Genomic DNA, 11,775 nt, shown 5'->3' on the forward strand with positions numbered 1-11,775 from the left:
TATTGATGGAACAGAAATGGGTAGTCTTTTCACTTGAAGAAAATACGTATGGGATCGACGTACAGTCGGTCCGTTCAATCGAGCGACTTCAGCCGATCACACGAGTGCCGAACGCACCGTCACATGTGAAAGGGGTCATCAACCTTCGTGGTGTCGTCACGCCGGTCATCGACCTTCGCTTGCGACTCGGCTACGAAGAAATCGAACCAACGGATGAAACGCGCATCCTGATCGCCTCGTTGAATCAAGGAGATGCCGGATTTATCGTCGACCGTGCGAATGAGGTCGTGGAAAGCGACGAAGTACGAATCGAACCGATTCCGGAATCGAGTCGCGATATGCTCTCGGCACATCTGACAGCCATCGCAAAAGGAGAAGATAAACTCTTCTCTTTACTCGATGCGAATGCGTTGTTTGAGGAACAGTATGCTGAGTGAGTTTGAACAAGACCTGTTAAAGGAACTGGGAAATATAGGGTCTGGACATGCGGCGACTGCCTTGTCGGCAATGCTTTCGAAACCGGTGAACATTACCGTGTCTTCTGCCGAAATGGAACCGATCACCTATTTACCAGAGCGAGTCGGCGGTCCGGAACGACATGTTGCCTCGGTCTTGTTGGAATTAGATGGTGATATTCGTGGAATGATCCTCATTTTGTTCGCCGTGGAAGATGCCGAGCAAATGGTTTCGACCTTGATTGGGATGCCATATTCATTTGATTCTTTTGATGAGCTCGGCCAATCGGCTTGGGAAGAGGTCGGGAATATTATGAGCGGTGCTTATGCGCGAGCGCTAGGTGACTGGTTACAGACACCGATTATGATTCAAGTGCCGGCAACGGCCATCGATATGGCAGGTTCGATTGTTGAATTTGTCGTCACGTCTGTACAACCTGAGGAAGACGCGGCGCTCTATATCGACACGACATTTATGATTGATCAAAAAGTAAGTGCAGGACATGTGTTGTTCCTACCAACACATGGGTCGCTCAAACGGATTCAAGAACGGTTGCTTGGCAATGGCTGATGTATTAAAAATCGGCATTGCCGAATGGAAGCAGACGACCGCACCAAATCGGTTACGTACAGCCGGACTCGGGTCATGTGTGGGTGTCATTTTATATGACACCCGCCTCCAATTGGCAGCGATGGCACATGTCATGTTGCCGGACTCGACGATTGCTCGTAAGAACCAGACGATTGAAGTAGGAAAATACGCAGATACAGCCATTGATACACTCGTGCATTCATTGAAACGAGAAGGGGCCACACGGCTTCAAGCAAAGATGGCAGGCGGCGCTCAGATGTTTCAGTTTAAATATGAGAACGAGGCGATGCGAATCGGTGAGCGAAACGCCGAGGCCATCCGCCAAGCATTAAAAGTCCATCGTATTCCGCTCGTGGCAGAAGATTGTGGCGGACATAACGGGCGGACAATCGAGTTTGATGTCGCAACATCTGTCTTATCGATTCGGACGGTGAGCGTGGGTACGAAAGAACTATAAGGGGGGATCGACATGACGACTCATCTTACACAGTTGTGGGATCGCTGGAATATGGACCGTGATATGGATACAGCAAACGAATTACTAGCACATTACGAGTTTCTCATCCACTACCACGTACAACGGATGATCGTGACGCTTCCAAAGAGCGTCGAACGCGACGAATTGAAAAGTTTGGGTTACATGGGATTGTACGATGCCCTTATGAAATATGATCCAGAGCACAATAATAAATTTGATACGTATGCTGCGTTTCGGATTCGTGGAGCCATTATCGACGGTTTACGAAAAGTGGATTGGTTACCTCGGTCGGTTCGAGAAAAAGTGAAAAAAATCGATCAGGTGGCAGAACAGCTTGAACAGTCGTTACATCGTGCTCCAACGAAGAGCGAGTTAGCTTCGGCATGCGACTTACCGATTGCAGAAATCGAACGAACGATGGCGGAAGGGTACTTTGCCAATATGTTGTCGATTGATGAGGCCGTGACGTTGCAAGAAGAAGGAAAAGTCATGTCTGTCACGTATTTCGACCCGGATTCTGAAAAGCCAGAAGATACGTTGTTGCAACGCGAATTGATTGATGTGCTGGCAGCAGAAGTCGACCATTTATCCGAAAAAGAACGACTCGTCGTCTCTTTGTTTTACTTTGACGAACTGACGTTGACGGAGATTGGGGAAGTGCTCGAACTGTCAACATCACGGATTTCGCAAATTCATTCCAAAGCGTTGAAGACATTAAAACACGCGCTCGGTCGGTCCTATTTAGAAGAAAAGACATCGTAAGGAGATGAACAAGTGTATATTGTATATGTGATCACAGCTTGTTTGGTTGCTTACGGTTTTTTATTCGGCTACCGACAAGTCCAAGCGCTTCAGGAACGAGTCGAACGGCTCGAACGAGAGAAGCAAGAGACCGAAACGTTGCTTCTTTCATTCATGGAGTCGATGAACGACCTCGTTGTTCAAGAACCCGTTGAACGTTCGAACGTGGTTCAACAGGAAGAAGCTTCATCGCTCCCTGTCAATGAGTCCGTCCAAACGGTCGTAGAGGCGACAGAAGAGACGACCCCGTCCGCGTCAATCGACGTGGACGATGTCTTGTTGCGACATTCCGTGCGGGACGCTGCCCGTATCCTCGGAAAAGGCGAGGGCGAGCTTGCGCTTTATGCGAAACTTCGTAAAAAGTGAGAGTTGCCGGATTTCGTGACATATGCTATAGTAATTCTCGGTGTTAAACACATCACACACGTCTCGGGATGATATTCCTCGGTGCCGAAAGGTCGGAATACAACAATGAACGAGGCGGAGGACTTTTTTAAACCACAAGGAGGAAATTTATCATGGCAGTAATTTCAATGAAGCAATTGCTTGAAGCTGGTGTACACTTCGGTCACCAAACACGCCGTTGGAACCCAAAAATGGCGAAATACATCTTCACAGAGCGTAACGGGATCTACATCATCGACCTTCAAAAGACGGTCAAAAAAGTAGACGAAGCTTACAACTTTGTTCGTGAACTCGCGGCAGAAGGCGGAAACGTCCTCTTCGTTGGTACGAAAAAACAAGCTCAAGATACAATCAAAGAGGAAGCAATCCGTTCTGGAATGTTCTTCATTAACGAGCGTTGGTTGGGTGGAACACTCACTAACTTCTCAACAATCAAAAAGCGTATCAACCGCTTGAAGCAACTCGAAAAAATGGAAGAAGACGGCACGTTCGAAGTACTTCCTAAGAAAGAAGTCATCATCTTGAAGAAAGAAATGACTCGTCTTGAGAAGTTCCTCGGCGGAATCAAGGATATGCCTGGTGTGCCTGACGCCCTCTTCATCGTTGACCCACGTAAAGAGCGTATCGCAATTGCGGAAGCTCACAAATTGAACATCCCAATCGTTGCGATTGTCGACACAAACTGTGACCCAGACGAAATCGACTACGTAATCCCAGCGAACGACGATGCAATTCGTGCAGTTAAATTGCTCACTTCTAAGATGGCAGATGCAATCATCGAAGCGAAGCAAGGTGAAGAAGAAGTTGCTGAAGAAGCTGTAGCGACAGAAGCTGAAGCTACAGAAGCTGAGTAATCAGTGAGACAATAGGTGATAAAGGGAAAGCCTTTTATCACCTTTTTTTAGGACATGTAATCAAAAAGCCCTGTGCTTTTTCTTAAAATTCGTTAGTTTTACAAGGAGGAATTTCCGATGGCAGTTACAGCAGCAATGGTAAAAGAACTTCGTGAAAAAACAGGAGCAGGAATGCTTGATTGCAAAAAAGCACTCGTTGAAACAGACGGTGACATGCAAGCAGCAATCGACTTCCTTCGCGAAAAAGGAATCGCTAAAGCAGCAGCAAAAGGTGATCGTATCGCCGCTGAAGGTTTGACAGCAGTAGCAGTTGAAGGCAACAAAGCTGTGCTCGTCGAAATCAACTCAGAAACAGACTTCGTTGCGAAGAACGAGAAGTTCCAAACACTCGTAAACAACGTAGCAAAAGCAGTACTCGCATCAGGCGCAACAACTGCAGAAGCTGCACTCGCGGCTGAGTACGAAGCAGGTAAAACACTTGAAACGTACATTCAAGAAGAAGCTTCGACAATCGGAGAGAAAATCTCACTCCGTCGTGTAGCTGTTCTTGAAAAAGCTGACGATGCAGTATTCGGTACGTACCTCCACATGGGTGGTCGCATCGGGTCAGTCGTTGTAATCGACGGCACATCTGACGAAACAGTTGCTAAAGACGTTGCAATGCACGTTGCTGCAGCACGTCCACTTTACGCGACACGCGATGAAGTATCAGCTGAAGAAATCGACCGCGAGAAGAAAGTCTTGACTGAGCAAGCACTTAACGAAGGCAAGCCTGCTAACATCGTTGAGAAGATGATTGCTGGTCGTATGAACAAGTACTTCGAGGAAATCTGCCTCGTTGACCAAACGTTCGTAAAAGACAGCGACTTCAAAGTTGGTAAGTACGTAGAATCAAAAGGCGGAAAAATCAACTCGTTCGTACGCTTCGAAGTAGGAGAAGGTATGGAGAAACGTGAAGAGAACTTTGCTGAAGAAGTTATGAACCAACTTAAAAAATAATCTGTGTCACAATCAGTGATGCAACTAAAAATGGGAACACGTCTGTATAACCTTGAGTTAGTTCGTTAAGGGAGCGTGTTCCCTTTTTTCAAGCAAGAGGAGGCAAAGTTATGGAACCGAAATATAAACGAATTGTGTTAAAATTGAGTGGAGAAGCGCTCGCTGGAGATCAAGGTTACGGGATCGACCCTAACATTGTAAACTCAATCTCAAGTCAAATTAAAGAATTGATCGAGATGGGTGTAGAAGTCGCCGTTGTTGTAGGTGCCGGAAACATTTGGCGTGGAAAGACGGGTAGTGAACTCGGGATGGATCGGGCAAACGCAGATTACATGGGTATGCTCGCAACTGTATTGAACTCACTTGCTCTTCAAGATAGCCTTGAAACGTACGGTGTCCAAACGCGCGTCCAAACATCAATTGAAATGCGACAAGTTGCTGAACCATACATTCGTCGTCGCGCAATGCGTCATCTTGAAAAAGGACGCGTCGTTATCTTTGCGGCCGGCACAGGAAACCCATATTTCTCAACGGACACGACAGCTGCCCTCCGTGCGGCTGAAATCGAAGCTGATGTCATCTTAATGGGTAAAAACAATGTGGACGGCGTCTATTCAGCTGATCCGAAATTGGACGCGACGGCAGTGAAGTACGATACGTTGTCTTATCTTGACGTCTTAAAGGATGGACTTCAAGTCATGGACTCGACAGCAACGTCACTTTGTATGGACAACCACATTCCATTGATTGTATTCTCATTGCTTGAAGAAGGTAACATTAAACGTGTCGTTCTCGGGGAACATATCGGAACGGTAGTAGGAGGAGTCAATTCATGAGTGTCAAAGAAGTATTGAAAACAGCTGAAGAAAAAATGGAAAAAGCGCATTCTTCACTTAAACGTGATTTTGGAACGCTTCGCACTGGCCGTGCCAGCGCATCGATTTTGGATCCTGTCCAAGTTGATTACTATGGTGTCCCAACACCACTCAATCAAGTGGCAAACATCAATACACCAGAAGCGCGCCTACTTTTGATTCAACCATGGGATAAGTCAATGGTTTCTGAAGTAGAGAAAGCGATTCAAAAGGCAGACCTCGGCTTGTCTCCATCATCTGACGGTACGGTCATTCGTTTGGCGATTCCTGCATTGACGGAAGAACGTCGTAAAGAATTAGTTAAAGTCACGAAAAAATACGCAGAAGAAGCGAAAGTCGCTGTCCGTAACGTTCGTCGTGACGCAAATGAAAACTTGAAGAAACTCGAGAAAGATGGCGAGTTAACAGAAGACGATCTCCGCGGATATGCAGATGACGTTCAAACGTTGACGGATTCGTATATCAAGAAGATTGATGAATCTGCAGCAATTAAAGAAAAAGAAATCATGGAAGTGTAATCACGGAAGTGGTATACCAAAAAGCTGTGTGGGGACCCTTTTTCTGAGAGGGTCCTTCTTTCATACAATCAGGAGGATAACAGAATGTTTAAATGGGTGAATCCTAAAACGAAAATCGAGGCGGAGTTAAGTGTTCCTGAGCACGTAGCCATCATTATGGATGGAAATGGACGCTGGGCCAAAAAACGTGGTCTCCCTCGCATCATGGGTCACCGGGAAGGGATGAAGTCCATCCGGGAAGCGGTACGAACAGCACAAGAACTCGGGATTCGGTCTCTGACGCTTTATGCGTTCTCTACAGAGAATTGGACTCGTCCGGAAGAGGAAGTCTCATTCTTGATGAAACTACCGAAACAGTTTTTGGAGACCGATTTGAAAGAACTCCACGAACAGAATGTACGAGTGCTCGTTGCGGGAGATACGTCGAAACTCCCACGAGAGACACGAGAAGCCGTTAACGAGGCGAGAGAACGGACCGTTGCGAACACAGGGTTGAATCTTGTCTTCGCACTCAACTACGGGGGACGGGATGAGCTCGTTCAAGCGATGCGCAGCATTGCAGGAGACGTTCAGTCCGGTTTGGTTCAGGCAGACGATATCGATGACCGTATGATTGGTGAACGACTCATGACACACGTTCAAGACGTGGATCTCGTTATTCGGACGAGCGGGGAACAACGACTCTCTAACTTTTTATTATGGCAAAGCGCATATGCTGAACTTCATTTCACAGAAGTATTGTGGCCGGAATTTAAGCGTGAGCATTTTGTAGAAGCGATTGAATCATACAACGCGCGCACGCGACGTTTTGGTGGGGTGTAACATGAAGACACGTATTATTACAGGACTATGGGCAGGAGCCATCTTCATCACGGTAATTGCGCTTGGAGGAAATGCATTTGTTTCATTGATGGGGATTTTAGCACTCATCGGATTGAGTGAATTCACGTTGATGCGACAGCATAAGCTGTTGGCGTTTCCGTTCTTGGTGACAGCGCTCCTCGTGGCGTTCCCATTCCTCTTATTATTGATTGAGAATCAGGTTGTCACGGATGAACTTCCGTTCTCGATTGAACAATGGCTCGTCTTAGGGCTCGTGCTGTTGCTGTTTTGGACAGTGGTCACGAAAAATCGGTTCACGTATGAAGACGCTAGTTTTTACTTCGTCTCAGCGGTCTATTTGGTCGTCGGTTTCTCTAGTTTTGCGTTAGTCCGGCTCTCTGAGGACGGTCTATCGAAAGTGTTGCTGATCTTGTTTATGATTTGGGCGACGGACTCGGGAGCATATTTTACCGGAAAGGCATTCGGGAAAGCCAAATTATGGCCATCGATTAGTCCGAACAAGACGATTGAAGGGGCGATTGGGGGCATTGTGTCTGCGATTGTACTCGGTATCATCTTCGTCTGGATTGATCCGATCTTGCCGATAATTGAGGTCGTCATTTTAGCGATTGTCGTGGCGGTAGTCGGACAGCTCGGAGATTTGGTGCAGTCTGCTTATAAGCGCCAGTATGGAGTCAAAGATTCGGGTCACCTGTTACCAGGACATGGTGGCATTTTAGACCGGTTTGATAGTATGATTGCGGTCTTTACCGTCATTTGGGTGTTTAATCTGCTTTAAAAAGGAGTGTCGAAATGAAGCGAATTAGCTTAATTGGTGGGACTGGTTCGATTGGCGTTCAAACTTGTGACGTCATCGAACAGCACCCCGACCTGTTTGAACTTGAGGCGTATGCGTTCGGAACGAACGTCGATGTCGCCACGGAATGGATCAATCGACTTAGACCAAAATATGTGTCGGCAACGAGTATCGAAGTACTCGAACAGTTGAAGCCACGTCTTACATATGAACCTCTCTATTTTATTGGACCGGAGGGGCTGAAAGAGTGTGCGACGGCAGAACGGGCTGACATCGTCGTGACGGCAGTCGTTGGAGCAGTTGGACTCGAACCGACGCTTGCGGCGATTCAAGCAGGGAAAGATATTGCACTCGCCAACAAGGAAACACTCGTTACCGCAGGACATCTTGTCAAAGCGGCCGTGAAAGAACATGGGGTCAACCTATTGCCTGTCGACAGTGAACACTCCGCGATTTATCAATGTTTGAACGGGGAACGAAGAGAAGATGTATCAAAGATTATTCTAACGGCTTCAGGCGGTAGTTTCCGTGATCGTTCACGTGATGAGCTGGCTGATGTGACTGTTGAAGACGCACTGAATCATCCGAACTGGTCAATGGGAGCAAAAATCACAATCGATTCGGCGACGATGTTCAACAAAGGTTTGGAAGTCATCGAGGCACACTGGCTGTTCGATATCGATTATAATGATATTGAAGTCATCTTGCATCGTGAATCGATTATTCATTCGATGGTCGAATTTAAAGATGCTGCCGTGATGGCCCAGCTTGGAAACCCGGATATGCGTGGTCCGATCCTTTATGCGCTATCGGGACCGAAGCGGCTTGAAATCGAGGGGAATAAGCGGTTAAACTTGAAGGAAATCGGAAAGCTGCATTTTGAAGAGGCTGATTTCAATCGTTACCCGGCACTCCGGTTAGCGTTCGAAGCAGGAAGAGCCGGTGGTTCCATGCCGACCGTCTTGAATGCAGCCAATGAAGTGGCAGTGGACCTATTCTTGAACGGTCAGATCACGTTTTTAGAGATTGAACGACTCGTCGAAGAAGCGATGGCTCGACATGAGGTCATTGCCGAGCCGACGCTCGCGCAAATTCTAGAAGTTGACCAAGCAGTACGTCAACAGATTCAGCAAGGAATTGAAGGTGGGGAATAAATCATGACGACTTTTATCGCCATCGTTTTGATGTTTGGCGTTCTCATTTCGGTACACGAATGGGGACACCTCGTCATGGCGAAACGGGCAGGCATTCTCTGTCACGAGTTTGCAATCGGATTCGGTCCAAAAATTGTTTCATTCCGTAAAAATGAAACGCTCTATACCATTCGTCTTTTACCAATCGGTGGCTACGTCAAAATGGCCGGAGAAGATTTTGAACCGATTGAAGTCCGAGCGGGTCAGCATGTCGGACTTCGTCTCACTGAACAGGGGACGGTCGATCGTGTCTACTTCCAACCGGACACGGCTACAGATGTCCATGTCGTCGGAACCGTCGATAAGTTCGATTCGACACATGAGTTGAAAGTTCAACTTCTCATCGATGAGGAAGTGCGGGTCTATTCATTAGAGCGAGACACACTCCTTGTCGACCAAGGGATGGAAATTCAAATTGCACCGTATGATCGAACGTTTGGGGCCCAGTCGGTTTGGAAGCGTGTCTTGGCCATCGCAGCCGGTCCGGCGATGAACTTTGTCTTGGCGTTCATCTTGCTCATCATTGTTGGGCTCGTTCAAGGAACCCCAACGAACGATGGTCAAATTGGTACGGTTCAACCGGATTCAGCCGCTGATGAGGCTGGTTTGATGAGTGGGGATGAAATCGTCTCGATTGAAGGCGAGCCGATTACCGATTGGCTCGACTTGCGATCTGCTTTAGAAGACCGCGCGGACACCCCTACGGAAGTCACGTATGTCCGTGATGGAGAGGAAGCAACTGTCACCCTTACACCACAAGCAGTCGAACAAAACGGAGAGACGGTCGGGATTCTTGGTGTCACGAACGCGCTCGAACGATCACCGGTCAAAGCCGTGACGACGGGGGCGGAAACGACATGGACGATGTCGACGCTGATCTTCTCTGCGGTCGGTGATTTGGTGACAGGACAAGTCGGTGTCGATCAACTAGCAGGTCCGGTCGGGATTGTACGGATGACAGATGAAGTAGCGGCGAGCGGTTTGATCATGCTGTTGAATTGGACAGCGCTTCTCTCCGTCAACCTTGCCATCTTCAACTTGCTCCCATTGCCAGCGTTAGACGGAGGACGTTTGATTTTCCTCTTGTTCGAAGCGGTACGCGGACGTCCAATCGATCCGAAAAAGGAAGGATTCGTCCACTTTATCGGATTCGCACTCTTGATGATTTTAATGTTGATTGTCACTTGGAACGACATTCAATCATTCTTTAAATAAGCTGTTTGTAGAGAAGGGAAACGTTGAACTGTATGAAACAATCTAGATTGCTCATGCCTACATTGAGAGAAGTGCCGGCTGACGCGGAAGCAGTCAGCCATCAACTCCTCGTCCGTGGAGGATTCATCCGTCAAAATGCGGCAGGAATTTATTCTTATCTTCCACTCGGACATAAAGTGTTACACAACATCCAAACGATCATCCGTGAAGAGATGAATCGTGCCGGAGCTCAAGAGCTATTGATGCCTGCCATCCAACCGGCAGAACTTTGGGAAGAGACAGGACGATGGGGTATTTACGGTCCTGAGTTGATGCGCTTGACGGACCGTCATGACCGTCGCTTCGCACTAGGTGCGACACACGAAGAATTGATTACATCGATCGTCCGAGACGAGCTCAACTCGTATAAAAAACTTCCGATGAACTTGTACCAGATTCAAACGAAGTATCGTGATGAGCGTCGACCACGTTTTGGATTGCTGCGCGGACGCGAATTCTTGATGAAAGACGCCTATTCATTCCACGCGACACAAGAAGACTTAGATGAAGAATATACCAACATGTATAATGCCTACTCACGTATCTTCGACCGTACAGGACTGAAGTATCGTCCGGTCGTCGCAGACTCTGGGGCAATCGGCGGGAAAGACACGCATGAATTCCAAGCGCTTGCGGATATTGGTGAAGATACAATTGTCTACACGGACACGTCGAACTATGCGGCGAATATCGAGATGGCCGAAACGCTCGACCGTTATGAGATGCAACAAGCTGACGTTCGTCCCCTCGAAAAAGTGAACACGGAAGAAAATCGTACGATTGAGGACGTGGCGGCATTCTTGAATGTGGATCCGAAGACGACAATCAAATCTGTCTTGTTTAACGTGGATGGCGAAACCGTCATGGCAATCGTTCGTGGCGACCACGAAGCGAATGAAGTCAAAGTGAAGAACGCACTCGGTGGACTCGACATTCAACTCGAAGAAGAAGCGAAAATCGTTGAGTTGTTCAACTGTGCACCAGGTACACTCGGACCGATTAACGCTCCAGTCAAAGTCGTTGCCGACTATGCGGTCAAATACTTAGTGGATGCTGTCTGTGGTGCTAACGAGGCGAACACACACTACACGGGTGTAAATGCTGCGCGCGACCTTGCCGAGATGACATACCACGATTTACGTTTCGTTGTCGAAGGCGATTTGGCACCGGATGAGTCCGGTCCGGTTCGTTTTGCTCGTGGGATTGAAGTGGGACAAGTATTTAAACTCGGAACACGATATTCAGAAGCGATGGGTGCGACATTCCTCAACGAAGAGGGTCGTGCCGAACCACTCATCATGGGTTGCTACGGCATTGGGGTGTCACGCACACTTTCAGCCATCGTCGAACAACATCACGACGACCGTGGAATCATTTGGCCACGTAACGTAGCGCCGTTCGATCTCCATTTGATTGCAATCAACGCAAAAGATGAGACGCAAGTCGAGTTGGCGAACCGTCTTTATGAAGAGCTCGGTCAAACATACGATATCTTGTTCGACGACCGGAAAGAACGTGCGGGCGTAAAGTTTGCCGATGCAGATTTGATCGGACTCCCGATTCGCGTGAACGTCGGGAAAAAAGCTGGCGAAGGCATCGTTGAAGTGAAAGTACGTGCAACAGGTGAAGTGATTGAAACATCAATCGATGAATTGAAAGAAGTCATCGCTTCAAAATTTAGCGAAGTTCATTAATGGATGAAGGTGACAGCG

The 11,775-nt window shown here is 47.7% G+C and carries 14 protein-coding genes; all 14 read left to right on the forward strand.

The genetic code is table 11. The annotated features are described in order from the left end of the window. Positions 1-5: 5 nt before the first annotated feature. The 14 genes from Q9R25_RS02540 (at position 6) to Q9R25_RS02605 (ending at position 11,757) form a co-directional block, all read left to right on the forward strand. Positions 6-437 (forward strand): chemotaxis protein CheW, encoded by a 432-nt coding sequence (locus tag Q9R25_RS02540; protein WP_015881410.1) that lies wholly within the window; start codon positions 6-8, stop codon positions 435-437. Then, positions 427-1,026 (forward strand): chemotaxis protein CheC, encoded by a 600-nt coding sequence (locus Q9R25_RS02545; RefSeq protein ID WP_015881411.1) that lies wholly within the window; start codon positions 427-429, stop codon positions 1,024-1,026. The genes Q9R25_RS02540 and Q9R25_RS02545 overlap by 11 nt, the downstream gene beginning before the upstream one ends. Continuing rightward, on the forward strand, positions 1,019-1,504 hold the full coding sequence (locus Q9R25_RS02550; protein WP_031421691.1) for a chemotaxis protein CheD: 486 nt from the start codon (positions 1,019-1,021) through the stop codon (positions 1,502-1,504). Before Q9R25_RS02545 ends, Q9R25_RS02550 begins: the two co-directional genes overlap by 8 nt. 12 nt (positions 1,505-1,516) lie before the next feature. Beyond that, positions 1,517-2,287 carry a FliA/WhiG family RNA polymerase sigma factor gene (locus Q9R25_RS02555; RefSeq protein WP_159562099.1) on the forward strand — a complete coding sequence of 257 codons (771 nt, stop codon included), beginning with the start codon at positions 1,517-1,519 and terminating at the stop codon, positions 2,285-2,287. 12 nt (positions 2,288-2,299) lie between these two features. Next, positions 2,300-2,692: a hypothetical protein gene (locus tag Q9R25_RS02560; protein ID WP_074037229.1), complete on the forward strand. Its 393-nt coding sequence runs from the start codon at positions 2,300-2,302 to the stop codon at positions 2,690-2,692. Between the two features lie 152 nt (positions 2,693-2,844). Beyond that, positions 2,845-3,585, forward strand: a complete 741-nt coding sequence (gene rpsB / locus Q9R25_RS02565) for a 30S ribosomal protein S2 (protein ID WP_015881415.1) — start codon at positions 2,845-2,847, stop codon at positions 3,583-3,585. Between the two features lie 117 nt (positions 3,586-3,702). After that, positions 3,703-4,584 carry a translation elongation factor Ts gene (gene tsf / locus Q9R25_RS02570; protein WP_078146717.1) on the forward strand — a complete coding sequence of 294 codons (882 nt, stop codon included), beginning with the start codon at positions 3,703-3,705 and terminating at the stop codon, positions 4,582-4,584. A 110-nt stretch (positions 4,585-4,694) separates the two neighbouring features. Continuing rightward, entirely contained in the window at positions 4,695-5,420 is a 726-nt protein-coding gene (gene pyrH / locus Q9R25_RS02575) for a UMP kinase (RefSeq protein WP_015881417.1), read from the forward strand. Next, positions 5,417-5,977, forward strand: a complete 561-nt coding sequence (frr, locus tag Q9R25_RS02580) for a ribosome recycling factor (RefSeq protein WP_031421698.1) — start codon at positions 5,417-5,419, stop codon at positions 5,975-5,977. Before pyrH ends, frr begins: the two co-directional genes overlap by 4 nt. A gap of 84 nt (positions 5,978-6,061) precedes the next feature. Continuing rightward, the gene (locus tag Q9R25_RS02585) at positions 6,062-6,799 is read left to right on the forward strand and encodes an undecaprenyl pyrophosphate synthase (protein ID WP_159562100.1); all 738 of its coding nucleotides are present in this window, start codon (positions 6,062-6,064) and stop codon (positions 6,797-6,799) included. A gap of 1 nt (position 6,800) precedes the next feature. Then, complete coding sequence (locus tag Q9R25_RS02590) at positions 6,801-7,598, forward strand: phosphatidate cytidylyltransferase (protein ID WP_159562101.1); 798 nt, start codon at positions 6,801-6,803, stop codon at positions 7,596-7,598. Positions 7,599-7,612: 14 nt separating this feature from the next. Next, the gene (gene dxr, locus Q9R25_RS02595; RefSeq protein ID WP_196430551.1) at positions 7,613-8,770 is read left to right on the forward strand and encodes a 1-deoxy-D-xylulose-5-phosphate reductoisomerase; all 1,158 of its coding nucleotides are present in this window, start codon (positions 7,613-7,615) and stop codon (positions 8,768-8,770) included. A 3-nt stretch (positions 8,771-8,773) separates the two neighbouring features. Next, positions 8,774-10,024, forward strand: coding sequence for an RIP metalloprotease RseP (gene rseP / locus Q9R25_RS02600; RefSeq protein WP_015881422.1), 1,251 nt, complete (start codon positions 8,774-8,776; stop codon positions 10,022-10,024). Positions 10,025-10,056: 32 nt separating this feature from the next. After that, positions 10,057-11,757 (forward strand): proline--tRNA ligase, encoded by a 1,701-nt coding sequence (locus tag Q9R25_RS02605; RefSeq protein WP_214691278.1) that lies wholly within the window; start codon positions 10,057-10,059, stop codon positions 11,755-11,757. Positions 11,758-11,775: the final 18 nt, after the last annotated feature.

The organism is Exiguobacterium sp. BG5(2022), from assembly GCF_031844365.1.
In the GTDB taxonomy this organism is placed as follows: Bacteria; Bacillota; Bacilli; order Exiguobacteriales; family Exiguobacteriaceae; genus Exiguobacterium; species Exiguobacterium profundum.

Excerpts from the sequence above, each read along its gene's own strand:
- Q9R25_RS02540 (WP_015881410.1), top strand. The coding sequence starts at position 6 with ATGGAACAGAAATGGGTAGTCTTTTCACTTGAAGAAAATACGTATGGG.
- Q9R25_RS02545 (WP_015881411.1), top strand. The coding sequence starts at position 427 with ATGCTGAGTGAGTTTGAACAAGACCTGTTAAAGGAACTGGGAAATATA.
- Q9R25_RS02550 (WP_031421691.1), top strand. The coding sequence starts at position 1,019 with ATGGCTGATGTATTAAAAATCGGCATTGCCGAATGGAAGCAGACGACC.
- Q9R25_RS02555 (WP_159562099.1), top strand. The coding sequence starts at position 1,517 with ATGACGACTCATCTTACACAGTTGTGGGATCGCTGGAATATGGACCGT.
- rpsB (WP_015881415.1), top strand. The coding sequence starts at position 2,845 with ATGGCAGTAATTTCAATGAAGCAATTGCTTGAAGCTGGTGTACACTTC.
- tsf (WP_078146717.1), top strand. The coding sequence starts at position 3,703 with ATGGCAGTTACAGCAGCAATGGTAAAAGAACTTCGTGAAAAAACAGGA.
- pyrH (WP_015881417.1), top strand. The coding sequence starts at position 4,695 with ATGGAACCGAAATATAAACGAATTGTGTTAAAATTGAGTGGAGAAGCG.
- frr (WP_031421698.1), top strand. The coding sequence starts at position 5,417 with ATGAGTGTCAAAGAAGTATTGAAAACAGCTGAAGAAAAAATGGAAAAA.
- Q9R25_RS02585 (WP_159562100.1), top strand. The coding sequence starts at position 6,062 with ATGTTTAAATGGGTGAATCCTAAAACGAAAATCGAGGCGGAGTTAAGT.
- Q9R25_RS02590 (WP_159562101.1), top strand. The coding sequence starts at position 6,801 with ATGAAGACACGTATTATTACAGGACTATGGGCAGGAGCCATCTTCATC.
- dxr (WP_196430551.1), top strand. The coding sequence starts at position 7,613 with ATGAAGCGAATTAGCTTAATTGGTGGGACTGGTTCGATTGGCGTTCAA.
- rseP (WP_015881422.1), top strand. The coding sequence starts at position 8,774 with ATGACGACTTTTATCGCCATCGTTTTGATGTTTGGCGTTCTCATTTCG.
- Q9R25_RS02605 (WP_214691278.1), top strand. The coding sequence starts at position 10,057 with ATGAAACAATCTAGATTGCTCATGCCTACATTGAGAGAAGTGCCGGCT.